The organism is Pseudarthrobacter sp. TE3704, assembly GCF_056279405.1.
Genome location: NZ_JBWCCJ010000004.1, coordinates 391,375 through 408,205, shown reverse-complemented (window position 1 = coordinate 408,205; position 16,831 = coordinate 391,375). Strand labels below are relative to the sequence as shown.

The 16,831-nt window shown below is 66.5% G+C and carries 13 protein-coding genes; 11 read left to right on the top strand and 2 right to left on the bottom strand.

Annotated elements, in window-relative coordinates; translation table 11 throughout:
• Positions 1–115: 115 nt before the first annotated feature.
• Positions 116–1,687 carry a CYTH and CHAD domain-containing protein gene (locus ACZ9BC_RS13055; protein ID WP_476246277.1) on the top strand — a complete coding sequence of 524 codons (1,572 nt, stop codon included), beginning with the start codon at positions 116–118 and terminating at the stop codon, positions 1,685–1,687.
• 79 nt (positions 1,688–1,766) lie between these two features.
• Here the strand turns inward: ACZ9BC_RS13055 and ACZ9BC_RS13050 are convergent, their stop codons facing one another.
• On the bottom strand, positions 1,767–3,203 hold the full coding sequence (locus tag ACZ9BC_RS13050) for a PucR family transcriptional regulator (RefSeq protein WP_476246276.1): 1,437 nt from the start codon (positions 3,201–3,203) through the stop codon (positions 1,767–1,769).
• Between the two features lie 171 nt (positions 3,204–3,374).
• Here ACZ9BC_RS13050 and ACZ9BC_RS13045 point away from each other — a divergent pair, with 171 nt between their 5' ends.
• Together ACZ9BC_RS13045 and gabT are read left to right on the top strand one after the other, a co-directional pair.
• A complete protein-coding gene (locus ACZ9BC_RS13045) occupies positions 3,375–4,805 on the top strand; it encodes a gamma-aminobutyraldehyde dehydrogenase (protein ID WP_476246275.1) in 1,431 nt (476 codons plus the stop codon).
• A 58-nt stretch (positions 4,806–4,863) separates the two neighbouring features.
• Complete coding sequence (gabT, locus tag ACZ9BC_RS13040) at positions 4,864–6,234, top strand: 4-aminobutyrate--2-oxoglutarate transaminase (RefSeq protein ID WP_275729606.1); 1,371 nt, start codon at positions 4,864–4,866, stop codon at positions 6,232–6,234.
• Between the two features lie 76 nt (positions 6,235–6,310).
• Here gabT and rarD read toward each other — a convergent pair whose 3' ends face one another.
• Complete coding sequence (gene rarD, locus ACZ9BC_RS13035; protein WP_476246274.1) at positions 6,311–7,369, bottom strand: EamA family transporter RarD; 1,059 nt, start codon at positions 7,367–7,369, stop codon at positions 6,311–6,313.
• A 104-nt stretch (positions 7,370–7,473) separates the two neighbouring features.
• Between rarD and ACZ9BC_RS13030 the strand changes: the two genes are divergently transcribed.
• The 8 genes from ACZ9BC_RS13030 (at position 7,474) to ACZ9BC_RS12995 (ending at position 16,801) form a co-directional block, all read left to right on the top strand.
• Positions 7,474–8,472 carry a DNA topoisomerase IB gene (locus tag ACZ9BC_RS13030; protein WP_079596555.1) on the top strand — a complete coding sequence of 333 codons (999 nt, stop codon included), beginning with the start codon at positions 7,474–7,476 and terminating at the stop codon, positions 8,470–8,472.
• 52 nt (positions 8,473–8,524) lie between these two features.
• Positions 8,525–9,985, top strand: coding sequence for an FAD-dependent oxidoreductase (locus tag ACZ9BC_RS13025; RefSeq protein ID WP_476246273.1), 1,461 nt, complete (start codon positions 8,525–8,527; stop codon positions 9,983–9,985).
• Between the two features lie 107 nt (positions 9,986–10,092).
• The gene (locus ACZ9BC_RS13020) at positions 10,093–11,433 is read left to right on the top strand and encodes a helix-turn-helix domain-containing protein (protein WP_476246272.1); all 1,341 of its coding nucleotides are present in this window, start codon (positions 10,093–10,095) and stop codon (positions 11,431–11,433) included.
• A 92-nt stretch (positions 11,434–11,525) separates the two neighbouring features.
• Complete coding sequence (gene exaC, locus ACZ9BC_RS13015; protein WP_476246271.1) at positions 11,526–13,052, top strand: acetaldehyde dehydrogenase ExaC; 1,527 nt, start codon at positions 11,526–11,528, stop codon at positions 13,050–13,052.
• Between the two features lie 43 nt (positions 13,053–13,095).
• A complete protein-coding gene (adhP, locus tag ACZ9BC_RS13010; RefSeq protein ID WP_476246270.1) occupies positions 13,096–14,118 on the top strand; it encodes an alcohol dehydrogenase AdhP in 1,023 nt (340 codons plus the stop codon).
• The gene (locus ACZ9BC_RS13005) at positions 14,118–14,525 is read left to right on the top strand and encodes a DUF779 domain-containing protein (RefSeq protein WP_476246269.1); all 408 of its coding nucleotides are present in this window, start codon (positions 14,118–14,120) and stop codon (positions 14,523–14,525) included. The genes adhP and ACZ9BC_RS13005 overlap by 1 nt, the downstream gene beginning before the upstream one ends.
• 174 nt (positions 14,526–14,699) lie before the next feature.
• On the top strand, positions 14,700–16,265 hold the full coding sequence (locus ACZ9BC_RS13000) for an amino acid permease (RefSeq protein WP_476246268.1): 1,566 nt from the start codon (positions 14,700–14,702) through the stop codon (positions 16,263–16,265).
• A gap of 179 nt (positions 16,266–16,444) precedes the next feature.
• Complete coding sequence (locus tag ACZ9BC_RS12995) at positions 16,445–16,801, top strand: nuclear transport factor 2 family protein (protein ID WP_476246267.1); 357 nt, start codon at positions 16,445–16,447, stop codon at positions 16,799–16,801.
• Positions 16,802–16,831: the final 30 nt, after the last annotated feature.

Below are 16,831 nucleotides of genomic sequence, written 5' to 3'. Positions count from 1 at the left end.
TGTCTAGGGTTTTGTGGGCAAGCTCTCCCGGCTTTTCGGCCCGGGGCAATAGACTGCGAACGGGCGGATGCCGGACATCCGGACTACGCACTGCAGCAATTGTGGAAGGACGGCTGTGAAGGCTTCCGAGGGACTTGAGGTCGAGAAAAAGTACGACGCCGGCGACGACGCCGTCGTGCCCCCGCTGCACGACCTGCCCGGCGTTGCCCGGGTGGGCGAACCGCACACCGCGCTGCTGGAAGCCGTCTACTTCGACACCGCAAAGCACACCCTGGCCTCCCGCCGCATCACCCTGCGCCGCCGCACGGGCGGAACCGACGCGGGCTGGCACCTGAAACTGCCGCCCGAATCCTCCGCATCCACGGGGGCGGAACCCCAGCAGCGCCGCGAGCTGCACGCCCCGCTGGGCCAGCCCGGCGTCGTTCCCGACAGCCTGCTGGCCCGCGTGCAGGCGTACGTGCGGGGCGCGAAGGTTGCCCCGGTGGTCCGGCTGCGTACCGAACGCACCACCCATGCCCTGTACGGCGAGGACGGTGTGCACCTGGCGGACCTGGCTGATGACCGCGTGACGGCGGAGCGCCTGCATGGGCAGGATGTCTCCGGCGAATCAGCCGGTGAAGGGCACAAGCAGCAGTGGCGCGAGTGGGAGTTGGAACTGGTCCACGGGGAACCCGGACTCTTCGCCCCGGCCGAGCAGCTTCTGCTGGCAGCCGGCGCCCGTCCCGCCGGCCATGCTTCCAAGTTGGGCAAGGCGCTGGGCACGTCCGCCAGCCCGTCGGAAAGTACCCCCGCGCTCCTGTCCGGGAAGAAGGCCCCGGCCGCCGCCGTCGTCACCGTCTACGTTGCGGCACAGATCGAGCAGCTCCTGGCCCAGGACGCGGCGGTCAGGCTGGAAGAACCGGAAGGCGTGCATGACATGCGTTCGGCAACGCGCCGGATCCGCTCCGTCCTGGCCGCGTACCGGAAGCTCTACCGGGCAGTGCCGGTGCGCCGGCTGCGGGACGAGCTGAAATTGCTGGGCCGACTGCTCGGCGAGCCGCGGGACGCCGAGGTGCTGCTGGGCCTCCTCCGTGAACAGCTGGACAGTCTCCCTCCCGGCGAGGGTACCGACGCGGCGCGCGTCCGGGTGGAACGCCAGGCCGGAGCCACGTTCGACGCCGGGTACCAGCGCCTCCAGGAGGCCCTGCAGTCCAAGCGCTACTTCAGGCTCCTGGACAGCCTCGAAGACTTCCGGGACAACCCGCCCGTGCGCGCCCAGGCCGTGGCGCCGGGACAAAGGGTGGCTGCGAAAGCCGTGGACAAAGCGGCGAAACGGCTGCGGCGCTCGCACAAGGCGGCCGCGCACGCGCGGCGTGGAACAGACCACGAAAACGCCCTCCACCAGGTGCGCAAGGACGCAAAGCGGCTCCGGCATGTGGCGGAATCCGCGGCCCTCGTTAAGGGCAAGCGGGCGGGCAAGGTGGCCAAGGCGGCCCACCGGCAGCAGAAAACCCTGGGCGATTACCATGACGCCGTGCTGGCCCGCGACCTGCTCGCCGGCCTCCGGTCGGACCAGGACCCCGCGGCAACGGCTGAAGCCTACGGGACTCTGCAGAAGCGGCAGGAAGAACTGATGGCGGCCGCCGAATCGAAGTACCGGAAGGCGCGCAAAAAGTCCCGCGACCTGCTGCGGCGCGGGGTCATCTAGTTACTGGTCCAAGGCAACGCTGGGTCAGGTAAGGCCCCGCAAACGGCGGACATTGGGCCTGGAGTGACCCCGCGTTGGCTTACTTGCCCTGCCGCGCGGACAGCCGGGCCACGGCAAGCGCCAGCCACAGCTGCACGCGGTCCGAGGTGACCGAGGGGTCGTACCCCGTCAGCTCCGTGATCTGGGCCAGCCGGTAGCGGACGGTGTTGCGGTGCAGGGTGAGCTCCTCGGCAACGGCCGCCACGGAACCGTTGTTGTTGAGGTAGCTTTCGAGCGTGGCCATCAGCTCGGCGCCATGGGCGGCATCGAAGGTGCGCAGCGGGTTCAGCGATTCCTGTGCCATATCCGCCAGCGGTACGTCCTCGCTCGCCAGCAGCAGTGATGTCAGGCTCAGCCGCTCCGGCTCGTTGACGGGCAGGCCGTGGCTTGCCGCATCCCGGGCCTCAAAGTAGCTCCAGCGCAGGCCGTTCGGCTTGGTGTATGCGCCGCCGATTCCAATGGTGGCGTGGATCCCGGCCTCGGCGAGGTGGTCGCTGAGCTTCCGCGCCAGGGCCGGTGCCTTCCCGCCGTCATCATTGACTACCAGGACCAGGTCCTTGCCGACGACGGCGGCAACGGTGTTCTCCAGGTCCCGAGGCACGGAGGTGCTCACCAGGGCCTTGTTGTGCGCGGCAGAGACGGCCAGCAGCACCACGTTCTTACGGGTACTGTTCACGCCCACACCGGCCAGCCGGCGCTGCGCCTCGCTGGTTTCGAGCGCGCCGTGGATGACGTCCTCGAGCACCTGCCCGCACAGGGCGCGCTGCGCCTGGCGCTGCTTGACCATGTTGTTCAGCTCCACGCTGATCAGGTTCTGGGCGTAGCCGATGATGCCGGAGTCCTCGAACGGCTGCCGGACCCACAGGGTGCAGGCATCGCGGCGGCCGGTGGGGATGGGGTAGGAGGACCAGGTGTCTGCGGACGGCGGTTCGCTGCTGCTGTTGTAGAGCTGCGCCGTGAACTGGGTGAGGGCGATATCCGTCCGGAGCATGCTACCCAGGTGCTTCAGGAGCTCGGCGAGCCCGCCGCCGGTCAGCAGCGCCCGGGCCAGCACCTGGTGCCCGGCGATCAGCCGCTCCAGCTTGGCATAGTGGTCTGCGGACTGGGCGTCCGCTACCAGCTTGCCGATGGCGATGAACGGGGTTTCGTAGGGGACCTCCACCACAGGCAAACCCCACCGGTTGGCCTCGGCCAGGAGCGCCGGCGGCACGGCATCATGCGAGAGCCCCACACCGAATCCGATGCCCACGGCCCCGGCCCGCTGCACCTGGCGGACAAAGCGCCGCTGCTCCGGCGCGGAACGCAACCGCAGCCCGGTGGTGAGGATCAGCTCGCCGCCGTTGATGAACCGCTGCGGATCCTCGAGCTCCGTGACCGCCACCCAGTTGATGTCCTGGTGCCACGTGGTTTCAGCAACCCCTGCCTTGGAAAGCTTCAGGGAGTTCACGCCCAGCAGGGCAGCGAGGGAAATGGCCATGCATCAAGGATAAACGGGCTCTGGACAACCGCACTAAACACCGTGAGGAAGGGTGTGCAGGTGGCTATTCACTGTGCAGGGGCGCTGACATAGGCTCAAGGCAGTTCCATCCATCCGCCCTGGTCCAATAACCCTGGCGCCGATGGCCCCTTACGAAAGAGGTTGCACACCGTGGTCCAAACCTTGCAGAACTTCATCAACGGACAGTTCGTCACCCCTGCCGGCACCGGCCTGCTGGACGTCGTGAACCCCACCAACGGCGAGGTGGTGGCCGTTGCGCCCATCTCCGTGCAGGCCGACGTCGACGCCGCCATGACCGCGGCGAAGGACGCCTTCAAGACCTGGAAGCACGTCACCCCGGGCCAGCGCCAGCTGATGCTGCTCAAGCTCGCCGACGCCATCGAAGCCAACAGTGACGAACTGGTGGAGGCCCAGCACCGCAACACCGGGCAGGTCCGGTCCCTGATCGCCTCCGAGGAAGTGGCCGCCGGCGCAGACCAGCTCCGCTTCTTCGCCGGTGCCGCGCGCATCCTGGAAGGCAAGTCCGCCGGCGAGTACTTCGAGGGCCACACCTCCTATGTCCGCCGCGAACCCATCGGCGTGGTGGCCCAGGTGGCCCCCTGGAACTACCCGTTCCTGATGGCCATTTGGAAGATCGGCCCCGCACTCGCCGCCGGCAACACCGTGGTCCTGAAGCCCTCGGACACCACCCCGGAATCCACCCTGGTCCTGGCCCGCCTGGCAGGGGACATCCTGCCCGCCGGCGTCCTCAACGTCATTCTGGGCACGGGCCAGACCGGCGCCATGATGGTGGAGCACAAGGTCCCCGGCCTGGTGTCCATCACCGGCTCCGTCCGGGCCGGCATCGCCGTCGCTTCCGGCGCCGCCAAGGGACTCAAGCGCGCCCACCTCGAACTGGGCGGCAAAGCTCCCGCCATCGTGTTCAAGGACGCCGACATCAAGAAGAGCGCGGCTGCCATCGCCGAGTTCGCGTTCTTCAACGCCGGCCAGGACTGCACCGCCATCACCCGCGTGCTGGTGGAGGATTCGGTGCACGACGACGTCGTGGCAGCCATGGTGGAACACACCAGGACCCTGCACACCGGCTCGCAGAACGACGAAGACAACTACTTCGGCCCGCTGAACAACGTGAACCACTTCAACGCCGTGACGTCCGTGGTGGAGAACCTGCCCGCGAACTGCCGGATCGAAACCGGCGGCCACCGGGCGGGGGAGAAGGGCTACTTCTTCGAGCCCACCATCATCACCGGCGCCAAGCAGACCGACGACGTGGTCCAGAAGGAAACCTTCGGCCCCGTGATCACCGTCCAGAGGTTCAGCACCGAGGAAGAAGCCGTTGAGCTCGCGAACGACGTGGAATACGCCCTCGCCTCCAGCGTCTGGACCACCAACCACGGCACGGCCATGCGCCTGAGCCGGGACCTGGACTTCGGTGCCGTCTGGATCAACACCCACATCCTGCTCACCGCCGAGATGCCGCACGGCGGCTTCAAGCAGTCCGGCTACGGCAAGGACCTCTCCATGTACGGCGTGGAGGACTACACCCGCATCAAGCACGTCATGAGCGCGCTGGACGCCTGACCGCCGCGCCAACCAGCAACACCCCTAACGCTTCCCCGCAATTCCTGAAAGGCCTCCCATGACCACCACCGCATCCGACATCACCTTCCGCCTGGAGCAGAAGCGTCGCGTCCAGGCCGACTTCCCGGGCCCCAAGTCCCTCGCCCTCGCCGAGCGGCGCAAGTCCGTGGTGGCCGCGGGCGTCGCCTCCGGCGTTCCCGTCTACGTGGCAGACGCCGACGGCGGCATCATCCATGACGTCGACGGCAACTCCTTCATCGATCTCGGCTCGGGTATCGCGGTCACCAGCGTGGGCGCGTCCGATCCCGCCGTCGTCGGTGCCGTCAAGGAAGCCGTGGAGCACTTCACCCACACCTGCTTCATGGTCACACCCTACGAAGGCTACGTGGCCGTCGCCGAGCAGCTGAACCGCCTCACCCCCGGTGACCACGAAAAGCGCACCGTCCTCTTCAACTCCGGCGCAGAAGCCGTGGAAAACGCCGTGAAGGTGGCCCGCCTCGCCACGGGGCGTGACGCCGTCGTGGCTTTCGACCACGCCTACCACGGCCGCACCAACCTCACCATGGCGCTGACCGCCAAGGCCATGCCGTACAAGACCAACTTCGGCCCGTTCGCGCCCGAGGTCTACCGCATGCCCATGAGCTACCCGTACCGCGAGGAAAACCCGGAGATCACCGGTGCCGAGGCTGCCAAGCGCGCCATCACCATGATCGAAAAGCAGATCGGCGGGGACCAGGTTGCCGCGATCATCATCGAGCCCATCCAGGGCGAGGGCGGCTTCATCGTCCCGGCTGAGGGCTTCCTGCCGGCGCTGGCTGCATGGGCCAAGGAAAAGGGCATTGTCTTCATCGCCGACGAGGTCCAGTCCGGCTTCTGCCGTACCGGCGAATGGTTTGCCGTCAACCACGAGGGCGTCATCCCGGACATCATGACCCTTGCCAAGGGCATCGCCGGCGGCATGCCGCTGTCCGCCATCACCGGCCGCGCCGACCTGCTCGACGCCGTCCACCCCGGCGGCCTGGGGGGCACCTACGGCGGCAACCCGGTAGCCTGCGCGGCTGCCCTGGCATCCATCGGTTCCATGGAGGAATACGACCTGGCCGGCCGCGCCCGCCACATTGAAGCGGTTGCCACCACGCGCCTCCGTGAACTGCAGACTGAACTTGCCGGCACCGGCACGGGCGTGATCGGCGACATCCGCGGCCGCGGCGCCATGCTGGCCATCGAACTGGTCCAGGCCGGGTCCAAGGAACCCAACCCGGAACTGACCAAGGCTGTTGCCGCCGCCTGCCTGAAGGAAGGCGTCATCATCCTCACCTGCGGCACCTACGGCAACGTGATCCGCCTGCTGCCGCCGCTGGTCATCACCGATGACCTGCTGAACGACGGCCTGGACGTCCTCGCCGCCGCCATCAAGGCCAACGCTTAACCGGAAACGACTCCCTCCGGCAACGCCAGGAAGGCGGGACCAGCATCTGCTGGTCCCGCCTTCCTTGGTTTATGGACTAGGCCGGGTGGTGGGCCGCATACTTGCGGGCCACCGAGTTTTTGCGCGCGGTCCGCAGCATGTCCACCGTGAGGACGATGAGGGCCAGCCACACCACACCGAAGCCGATCCACCGGTCAACGGTCATGGCTTCCCGGAACACCAGCAGCGCAACAATGAACTGCAGCACGGGCGCGAAGTACTGCAGGAGCCCGATGGTGGTCATGGGCAGCCGGCGGGCCGAAGCGCCGAAGAAGACCAGCGGGACGGCGGTGATGACGCCGGAGGCCAGCAGCAGCCAGAAGTGCCCGGCGCCCTGGCTGGTGAGCGTGGCGGAACCCGTGACGGCAAGGACAACCATAGTGGCCGCCGCGAAGGGTGCCAGCACCATGGTCTCCACACTGAGGCTCGTGACCGCGTCCACCCTGGGGCCCACACGTTTCTTGACGAAGCCGTAGAGGCCAAAACTGAAGGCCAGGGTCAGCGCGATCCACGGCAGCTTGCCGTAGGAGTAGGTGAGGACACCCACCGCCACAAAGCCGATCCCGACGGCGGCCCACTGGAGCGGACGCAGCTTCTCCTTGAGGACGAAGACGCCAAGGAGGACGGAAACCAGCGGGTTGATGAAGTACCCGAGCGAGGCTTCCACCGTCTGGTTGGTGGTCACTCCGTACGTGTACGTCAGCCAGTTAATGGCGATCAGGAACGCGGCCAGGGCCAGGGGGCCGAACACCGAACGGTTCCGGACCGCCGCAACCAGGGCCGGCCAGCCCCGGGTGACTGTGATCAGCAGTGCGCAGAACAGCAGGGACCACACCACGCGGTTGGCCACGATTTCGACGGCGCCTGCCGGCATGAGCACAAAGAAGTACAGCGGGAGCAGCCCCCACAGCCCGTAAGCCCCGATGCCGAAGAGGATGCCCGCCGTCGTCTCTTTGTCCACTGCCTTGGGGGCGTCGGGCTTCGCGGCACCCGCTGCTCCGCCTCCGCCGGCGCCTTTGGCTGACGGGGTGCCTGTCATGGCGGCGGCTGGCGGACTGGCGGGGGAGGATCCTTCAGGGGTGGGCACGAAACCCATAACACCAGCACCGGGACAGGTATTCCAAGCCGGCACCGCCGGAAACGCCAAATAGTCAGTAGGCTTGCTTTTATGATGTTTGCCGACCTGCCGAAAGCCGCCCCATGAGGCTCCGGCGCAGCAACGCCTCAGGCCGCGGATACCGCAGGGTGCCCGCCGGCAAGGGCTTCAGCTACCGGGACCTCGACGGCTCCACCCTGCCCCCGGGGCCCGTTAGGGACCGGCTGGAGAGTATTGGTATTCCACCGGCCTGGACGGACGTGTGGATCGCCCCGTTCGAGAACGGGCACATCCAGGCGACGGGGGTGGACGCGGTGGGCCGGCGCCAGTACATCTACCACCCCGAATGGCGGGAGCGGAAGGACCGGCTCAAGTTTGACCGTTCCCTGCAGCTTGCCGAGTCCCTTCCTTCCGCCCGCCGCCGGGTGACCATGGACCTGCGCAGCGAAGGCTTCACCCGGGAGCGCGTCCTCGCCGGGGCGTTCCGGATGCTGGACAGCGGTTCCCTGAGGGTAGGCTCCGAGCGCTACACCAACGAGAACGGCAGCCGCGGACTGGCCACCCTGCTGTGCGCCCACGTCCAGGTCCGCAAGGACCGTATCCACCTGCGGTTCCCGGCCAAGAGCGGGAAGGACTGGGAATCGGAGATCCGCGACGCCGACCTCGCTGCCCTGCTGCGCCTGCTCAAACGGCGCGGCCCCAACGCCAGGCTCCTTGCGTACAAGGAGGGCGGGCGATGGCGCCCGGTCACCAGTGCCGACATCAACGCCTACGTGAAGGAGCGGACCGGCTCCGACTTCACCGCAAAGGACTTCCGCACCCTGCGCGGCACAATAGCGGCTGCCGAGAGCCTGGCCCGGACCGGTCCCCAGCGGACTGCTGCCAAACGGAAGCGGGCCATCAGCCGGGCCATGCACGACGCCGCCGATACTCTGGGAAACACGCCCTCCATCGCCCGGAAAAGCTATGTGGACCCCCGCGTGCTGGACCACTACCACGCCGGCGAAACCATCGACCCCAAGCGTCTTCAATCGGCGGAGGCGGAGCTTCGTGCGCTGCTCTACCGCGAAGGCAACGTGGTGCCGCTGGCCAAGAGCGGCTGAGGCCTAGAATAAGGGATTGTGCGCTACCCGACTCGGCGCATCCCGATGCATCATGAAAATGGTCAGTTCAGAAGGGCTCCCGGTGTCCAACCCCAGCGAAACAGCTTCCAACCGCCCGCTCCGCGTCGCCATTGTGGGCGCAGGACCGGCAGGAGTCTATGCTGCGGACATCCTCACCAAGTCCCGCGGCGTGAAGGACGGCGACTTCGAGGTCAGCATCGACCTCTTTGAGGCGTACCCCGCACCCTACGGCCTGATCCGCTACGGCGTTGCCCCGGACCACCCCCGCATCAAGGGCATCGTCAACGCCCTGCACAAGGTCCTGGACCGCGGCGACATCCGGTTCCTGGGCAACGTGACGTACGGCCGGGACCTCACCCTGCACGATTTCCGGTCCTTTTACGATGCCGTGATTTTCTCCACGGGCGCGGTCAAGGATGCGGACCTGGCCATTCCCGGTATTGAGCTGGCAGGTTCCTTTGGCGGCGCCGACTTTGTTTCCTGGTACGACGGCCACCCCGACGTCGCCCGGGAATGGCCGCTCGAGGCCAGGGAGATCGCCGTGATCGGGAACGGCAACGTGGCCCTGGACGTGGCCCGCATGCTGGTGAAGCACCCGGAGGAGCTGCTCAGCACCGAGATCCCGGACAACGTCTACCGGGGCCTGAAAGCCTCGCCCGTCACTGACGTGCATGTGTTTGGCCGCCGCGGCCCGGCCCAGGTGAAGTTCACGCCGCTGGAGCTGCGGGAGCTCAGCCACATGAATGATGTGGACATCGTGCTATATCCGGAGGATTTCGAGTTCGACGACGCCTCGGATGAAGCCATCCGCACCAACAACCAGATCAAGACCATGGTGAACACCCTGACCAACTGGCTGGTGGAGGAGCACGCAGAATCCGAGAACCCTTCATCGCGGCGCCTGCACCTGCACTTCCTGCACAGCCCCGTGGAAGTGCTCGACGACGGTGCGGGCAAGGTGGGCGGCATCAAGTTCGAGCGCATGCAGCTTGACGGCACCGGCAACGCCAAAGGCACCGGGGAGTACATCGAGTACCCGGTCCAGGCGGTGTACCGTGCCATCGGCTACCATGGCTCGGCCCTGGATGAACTGGAGTACGACGCCAAGCGCGGGGTCATCCCCAACGAGGGCGGCCGGGTCCTGGACGCCGAGGGCAACCCGGTTCCGGGCATTTATGCCACCGGCTGGATCAAGCGTGGACCTGTCGGCCTGATCGGCCATACCAAGGGCGATGCGCTGGAAACCATCGGCTTTCTCCTCGAAGACCGGCTTACGCTGCCCCCGGCCCAAAACCCGGACCCGCAGGCAATCATCGACCTGCTGGAAGAGCGCGGCATTGAATACACCACCTGGGAAGGGTGGAACCGGCTTGACGCCCATGAGGCCGGCCTGGGTGCTGCCTGGACCGGACCCGAGGGCCTGGACCACGTGGTCCGGGAACGGATCAAGGTGGTTCCGCGCGAGGACATGATCCGGATTTCCCGCGGCTAAGGGTTTCCCAGGGGGACAGGGGCGCTACGGCCCCGTGCAGGGTTAGAATGGCGGCCACCCCTTGGCCGGCATGGAGATGCCGTGCCTACAGGCAGCACAGGAGTTCAATGAGGAACCTGATCCAGCCGGAACCGCTGCAGGCCAGCGCCCTGGCCGCCCATGAACAGCTCGACGGCGGCGCCCTTCCGGATGCCCCCAACGGCCTGCGCAACCTGATCCGCGAGTCCTGGCAGCGTTCGGTCAGCTTAAAGGCGAATCCGGACAACCCTGCCGCACCGCTCGCACTGGACCGGGATGAGCTGGAGGACTACCGCAGCCAGCACCCCCTGGCCGCCATCATGCCCGTGATCAACAAACTCCTGGTCCAGCCCAGCCACGACAGCGGGCTGCTGGTGGCAGTCGGCGACGAAGTGGGCCGTCTGCTCTGGGTGGAGGGCGACCCCGCATTGCAGCGCCGGGCCGAGGGAATGATGTTCGTCCCCGGCGCCGACTGGTCCGAGGCCACGGTGGGCACCAGCGCTCCGGGAACGGCCCTTGCCCTGGGCCGCGGCATCCAGATTGCCGGTGCCGAGCACTACCAGCGCGCCGTGCATGCGTGGAGCTGCACCGCCGTACCCTTCCACGACCCCGATTCCGGTGCGGTCCTCGGCGTCGTGGACATCACCGGCACCGCCACGGCCGTGGCCCCGCACACCCTGTCCCTCGTGGAGGCAACCGTAGCGGCAGCCCAGGCGCAGCTGCGTGTCGAGCGGCTCCAGCTGGCCGCAGGGCTCGCCGCCAGGCCGGTACGACGGCGGGCCGCGTCTTCCGCTGCCCGCGCACCTGGCACGGGGACCAAGGAAGGCAGCCTCTACCGGAACAGCCTGCAGCTGCTGGGCCGCGACCAGGCCCTGCTCAGTCTGGAAGGCAAAACCGTTGCACTGTCCGCCCGGCACAGCGAAATCCTTGCGCTGCTCAGCACCCACCCCGACGGGCTCACTGCCGAAGAGCTGACCGTCCTGCTGTATCCCGGGGAAGGCTCCGCCATCACGCTCCGGGCGGAAATGGTGCGCCTGCGCAAAGTCCTCCAGCAGCTCAATCCGGATGCCGTCCCGGGATCGCGGCCCTACCGCCTGCCCGTGGACGTGGTGCCGGACAGCGGCCAGGTGCTGAGCTGCCTGCAGCGCGGCGCGCACCGCATCGCCCTGGAAATCTACCGCGGCGCGGTCCTGCCGCGGTCCGAGGCGCCCGGCATCGTGGAGCTGCGTGACAGGGTCTCGTCGCTGCTGCGCGAGGCAGTCCTGACCGACGGCAGCGCCGAGTCGCTCCTCCGGTACGCCGAGCTGCCCGAGGCAAGGGACGACGTCGGGGTCCGCCGTGCCGCCCTCCGCCTCCTTCCTGCGCGCTCACCCAAGCGGGCCGCCGTCGTCGCTGACCTGGAACGGCTGGAAGCCGAACTCCGCGCCTAGCACCGGACTTAGTTGCAACCTCGCTGCAACCTGTCCACTCCTACGCTTGCTCCAACGGCGAAAGCCTGGACTGCACAGCAAAGGAGCTAGCAATGACTGTTTACGCACAGCCCGGAACCGAGGGCTCGAAGGTTACCTTCAAGGACCGCTACGAGAACTGGATCGGCGGCGAGTGGGTGGCCCCCGTGAAGGGCCAGTACTTCGAAAACATCACCCCCGTCACCGGCAAGGCCTTCTGCGAGGTAGCCCGCGGCACGGCAGAGGACATCGACCTGGCGCTGGACGCCGCCCACAAGGCAGCTCCGTCCTGGGGCAAGACGTCCGTCGCTGAACGTGCCGCCATCCTGAACAAAATCGCCGACCGCATCGACGAGAACCTGGAAATGCTCGCCGTCGCTGAAACCTGGGACAACGGCAAGCCCATCCGGGAAACCCTCAACGCGGACCTCCCGCTCGCCGCGGACCACTTCCGCTACTTCGCCTCCGCCGTCCGCGCCCAGGAAGGCCGGCTCTCCCAGCTCGACGACGACACCACCGCCTACCACTACCACGAGCCGCTCGGCGTCGTGGGCCAGATCATCCCCTGGAACTTCCCCATCCTGATGGCCGTCTGGAAGCTCGCACCGGCGCTCGCCGCCGGCAACGCCGTGGTCCTCAAGCCGGCCGAGCAGACGCCGTCGTCCATCCTGGTGCTCATCGAACTCATCGGCGACCTCCTCCCGGCCGGCGTCCTCAACATTGTCAATGGGTTCGGCGTCGAGGCCGGCAAGCCGCTGGCGTCCAGCCCCCGCATCCGGAAGATCGCTTTCACGGGCGAGACCACCACCGGCCGCCTGATCAGCCAGTACGCCAGCCAGAACCTCATCCCCGTCACCCTGGAACTGGGCGGCAAGAGTCCCAACATCTTCTTCAACGATGTCGCAGCAGACACCTCCGACGCGTTCTACGACAAAGCACAGGAGGGCTTCGCGCTGTTCGCCTTCAACCAGGGTGAGGTCTGCACCTGCCCGTCCCGCGCCCTGGTGCAGGAAGACATCTACGACTCCTTCATGGCCGACGCCGTGGCCCGCGTAGCGAAAATGGTCCAGGGAAACCCGCTGGACACGGAAACCCAAGTGGGCGCCCAGGCCTCCAACGACCAGCTCGAGAAGATCCTGTCCTACATCGACATCGGAAAGCAGGAAGGCGCCAAGGTCCTCATCGGCGGCGGACGGGCCGAGCTGCCCGGCGACCTGGCCGGCGGCTACTACGTCCAGCCCACCGTTTTCGAGGGCCACAACAAGATGCGGATCTTCCAGGAGGAAATCTTCGGCCCGGTGGTGTCGGTGACAAAGTTCAGCGACTACAACGACGCCATGGGCATCGCCAACGACACCCTGTACGGCCTGGGCGCCGGCGTCTGGTCCCGCAACGGCAACATCGCGTACCGCGCCGGGCGCGAAATTCAGGCAGGCCGCGTCTGGGTCAACAACTACCACGCCTACCCGGCGGGTGCCGCGTTCGGCGGCTACAAGTCCTCAGGCATCGGGCGGGAAAACCACTCGATGATGCTGGACCACTACCAGCAGACCAAGAACCTGCTGGTCAGCTACAACGAAAACAAGCTGGGCTTCTTCTAAGCCTTCGCACTCCATCGCTACAACGACGCAAGGATTTTCGCCAATGACGACGACAATGCAAGCAGCAGTAGTAAACAGTTTCGGCACGGAGCTCCAGGTCCAGGACCTCCCCATCCCAACTCCCGGCCCGGGGGAAGCCCTGGTCAAGGTGTTCACCACCGGCGTTTGCCACACCGACCTCCATGCCGCCGAGGGCGATTGGCCGGTCAAACCCTCACCGCCCTTTGTTCCCGGCCACGAGGGCGTGGGCGAAGTGGTGGCACTCGGCGAGGGCGTCACAGACCTCGCGGTGGGCGACCTGGTGGGCAACGCGTGGCTTTGGTCCGCCTGCGGCGGCTGCCAGTACTGCCGCACGGGCTGGGAAACCCTGTGCGAGGTCCAGAAGAACGGCGGCTACAGCGTGGACGGGTCCTTCGGCGAGTACATGCTCGTCGATACCCGCTTTGCCGCCCGCATTCCGGCGGGATCCGACCCCGTCGAGGTGGCGCCGGTGCTCTGTGCCGGCGTCTCCGTCTACAAGGGCCTGAAGATGACCGAAGCCAAGCCGGGCCAGTGGGTCACCATCTCGGGTATCGGCGGGCTGGGGCACATTGCCGTGCAGTACGCCGTGGCCATGGGGCTGAGGGTCGCGGCCGTGGACATTGCCGACGACAAGCTCGCCCTGGCCAAGGCGCACGGTGCGGAACTGACCGTCAACGCCCTGCACGAAGACCCTGTGGAAGTGATCGAGCGCGAAACCGGAGGTTGCCATGGAGTCCTGGTCACCGCAGTGCACCCGTCAGCTTTCGGACAGGCCATCGGCATGGCCCGCCGCGGCGGGACGATTGTGTTCAATGGGCTGCCGCCGGGCGACTTTCCGGCGCCCATCTTCGAGATTGTGCTCAAGGGCTTGACCGTCCGCGGCTCGATCGTGGGCACGCGCCAGGACCTGGAGGAGGCGCTGGACTTCTACGCCCAGGGAAAAATTCACCCCACGGTATCCGTGCGGGAGCTTTCGGAGGTCAACGCCGTGTTCGACGAGATGAAGCACGCCAAGATCGACGGCCGCGTGGTCCTGAGGTTCTGATGGCCCTGGACAGCCTCGATGCTGCAGTGACGCTGCCCGGGGAGGACTTTTCCCGGGTGGCGCTCACGCCGCCGGCCGTGGAGCTGCTGCGCTCGCTGTGGCTCCGGCACGGACCGCTGATGTTCCACCAATCCGGCGGCTGCTGCGACGGATCCTCGCCCATGTGCTATCCGGCAGGCGACTTCATGACCGGCGATTCGGACATCCTCCTGGGGCTGTTCGATCTCTCCGATGGGTTGGAACCGCAGCCGCTGGAGTTCTGGATGTCGCGGGAGCAGTTCAACTATTGGAGCCACACCCACCTGACCGTTGACGTGGTTCCCGGGCGCGGGAGCGGTTTTTCGGTGGAAGCGCCGGAGGGCAAACGATTCCTGATCCGGTCAACCCTGATGGACTGGACGGCCTAACCGTTCGGTCGAGTAGTCCTTGAGGCCCTCCATTCGGAGGGCCTCAAGCGCTTGATGCAGAATAAAGTTTGGCAGAAGGACTGTCTCACCATTCGGAACAATTGTGGCCGTCCAATGGATGGACACTACCGTGGATAGGTCCGTTTCCTTCACAAATCAGGATTGTGATCCCTAATGAACCTTCTCCGGACCAAATCCATCGAGCAGTCGATTGCCGACGCCGATGAACCCGGACGCAAGCTCAAGCGCTCCCTCAGCACCTGGGACCTCATGATCATGGGCGTCGCCGTTGCTGTCGGCGCCGGCATCTTTTCCGTGGGTGCCAAGGCTGCCGCCAACTTCTCCGGCCCCGCCGTGACCCTGTCCTTCGCCATCGCCGCCATCACCTGCGCCCTGGCCATCATGTGCTACGCCGAGTTCGCCACCGCCATCCCGGTGGCCGGCTCCGCCTACGTCTTCACGTACGCCACCATGGGTGAGCTCCTCGCCTGGATCATCGGCTGGAACCTGATCCTGGAGCTCTTCACCGCCGCGGCCGTCATCGCCAAGTACTGGGGCATCTACCTCAGCAAGGTGTTCGCGCTGATGGGCGCCGACATTCCGCCAGCTATCTCGCTGGGCGGCGTTGACCTCTATTGGGGCGCGTTCCTGATTGTTGCCGTCTTCACCGTGCTGCTGGTGCTCGGCACCAAGCTGTCCGCCCGGGTAGGCAACATCTTCACCCTGATCAAGATCGGCGTCGTCCTCTTCGTGATCGTGGTGGGCTTCACCTACGTCAAGTTCGAAAACTACGCGCCGTTCATCCCCGCAGCCGAGCCCACCGGCGGCACCGGCGCCGCCGACGTCCTGAAGCAGTCCTTCTTCGGCTTCCTCACGGGCGCAGCCCCCGCCCAGTACGGCACCCTGGGCATCTTCGCAGGTGCCGCGCTGGTGTTCTTCGCCTTCATCGGCTTCGACGTGGTGGCCACCTCCGCGGAGGAAGTGAAGAACCCGCAGAAGACCCTTCCGCGCGGCATCTTCGGCGGCCTCGCCCTGGTCACCCTGCTGTACATCCTGGTTTCGCTGGCCCTCACCGGCATGGTGTCCTACACCCAGCTGGCCGAGGCTGAGAACCCGACACTCACCACGGCCTTCGAAGCCGTTGGTGACACGTCCGCCGCGAAGATTATCGCGTTCGGCTCCCTGGTGGGCCTGACCACCGTGATCATGGTCCTGCTGATGGGCCTGTCCCGCGTGGTCCTGGCCATGAGCCGCGACGGCCTCCTGCCCCGGGCACTGTCCAGGACCAGCGAGAAGCGTTCGACGCCGGTCCGCCTCCAGATCATCTGCGGCGCCGCGGTTGCCCTGGTGGCAGGCCTGACCAACGTGGACCTGCTTGAGGAAATGATCAACATCGGCACGCTGTCCGCCTTCGTTGTGGTCAGCCTGGGCATCCTGGTGCTGCGCAAGAAGCGCCCGGACCTGAAGCCCGCCTTCCGCGTCCCGTTCGGCAAGGTTTTGCCGGTTGTGTCCGCCCTGCTGTGCCTGTACCTGATGACCAACCTGGCTGTGGAGACCTGGATCTTCTTTGCCATCTGGCTGATCATCGGCCTGGCGATCTACTTCGCCTACGGCCAGCGCCACTCGCGCTTGAACGAGCGCTTCAGCGCTGCCAGCACCGCGGTCAACGGCCCTGCTGCGGGTGGTTCAGCCGCTGCCGCCTCCGAGCGCGACGACGAGGACGAGTTCACCCGCGCCTGACCGTCCCGCTCCGGCCGCTGACGTGTTGCCCGGCATCGAAACCGCCCGCTGGTCCTCGGACCGGCGGGCGGTTTCGACGTTCCTGGTACTGCATGTCATGGCCGGCGATCCGATTTTGGGGTTCTATTGAACCAGAGGCCTCCCGGCCGCGGGGGCTGGTCACAGGGAAGGCAGGCAGCATGCAGTTGTCCACTGAAGAGATAGCCCTCGCATTTTCGAGCCACAGATTTGAGGTGGCCTTCCCGTACCTCCTCGACGACGTCGTATGGGAAGTGGTGGGAGGTGAGGATCTAACCGGCAAAAAGGCCGTTACGGAAGCATGTACTGCCCTTGGCGAAGAACTTACGGACGTTGAGACCACCTTCGACCGGCTCCGGGCAGTTGTTGCCGCCGAATGTGTGGTTATCGACAGCATCGCCCGGTACCTCGCCCCGGACGGCAGCCTCAGTACAGTGGCGTCCTGCGATATCTACGACTTCTCCGAAGGACTGATCACCCGGATACGCTCCTACAACGTGGAGCAGCAGCCGGTGTAGGGCGCGCGAAGCACCGTTGGGTTATCCCTA

What these genes read in the sequence shown, in the direction of transcription:
- exaC (WP_476246271.1), top strand. Translation starts at nt 11,526, where the DNA reads ATGACTGTTTACGCACAGCCCGGAACCGAGGGCTCGAAGGTTACCTTC.
- gabT (WP_275729606.1), top strand. Translation starts at nt 4,864, where the DNA reads ATGACCACCACCGCATCCGACATCACCTTCCGCCTGGAGCAGAAGCGT.
- ACZ9BC_RS12995 (WP_476246267.1), top strand. Translation starts at nt 16,445, where the DNA reads ATGCAGTTGTCCACTGAAGAGATAGCCCTCGCATTTTCGAGCCACAGA.
- ACZ9BC_RS13050 (WP_476246276.1), bottom strand. Translation starts at nt 3,203, where the DNA reads ATGGCCATTTCCCTCGCTGCCCTGCTGGGCGTGAACTCCCTGAAGCTT.
- ACZ9BC_RS13000 (WP_476246268.1), top strand. Translation starts at nt 14,700, where the DNA reads ATGAACCTTCTCCGGACCAAATCCATCGAGCAGTCGATTGCCGACGCC.
- ACZ9BC_RS13005 (WP_476246269.1), top strand. Translation starts at nt 14,118, where the DNA reads ATGGCCCTGGACAGCCTCGATGCTGCAGTGACGCTGCCCGGGGAGGAC.
- ACZ9BC_RS13025 (WP_476246273.1), top strand. Translation starts at nt 8,525, where the DNA reads ATGAAAATGGTCAGTTCAGAAGGGCTCCCGGTGTCCAACCCCAGCGAA.
- ACZ9BC_RS13020 (WP_476246272.1), top strand. Translation starts at nt 10,093, where the DNA reads ATGAGGAACCTGATCCAGCCGGAACCGCTGCAGGCCAGCGCCCTGGCC.
- ACZ9BC_RS13030 (WP_079596555.1), top strand. Translation starts at nt 7,474, where the DNA reads ATGAGGCTCCGGCGCAGCAACGCCTCAGGCCGCGGATACCGCAGGGTG.
- rarD (WP_476246274.1), bottom strand. Translation starts at nt 7,369, where the DNA reads ATGGGTTTCGTGCCCACCCCTGAAGGATCCTCCCCCGCCAGTCCGCCA.
- adhP (WP_476246270.1), top strand. Translation starts at nt 13,096, where the DNA reads ATGACGACGACAATGCAAGCAGCAGTAGTAAACAGTTTCGGCACGGAG.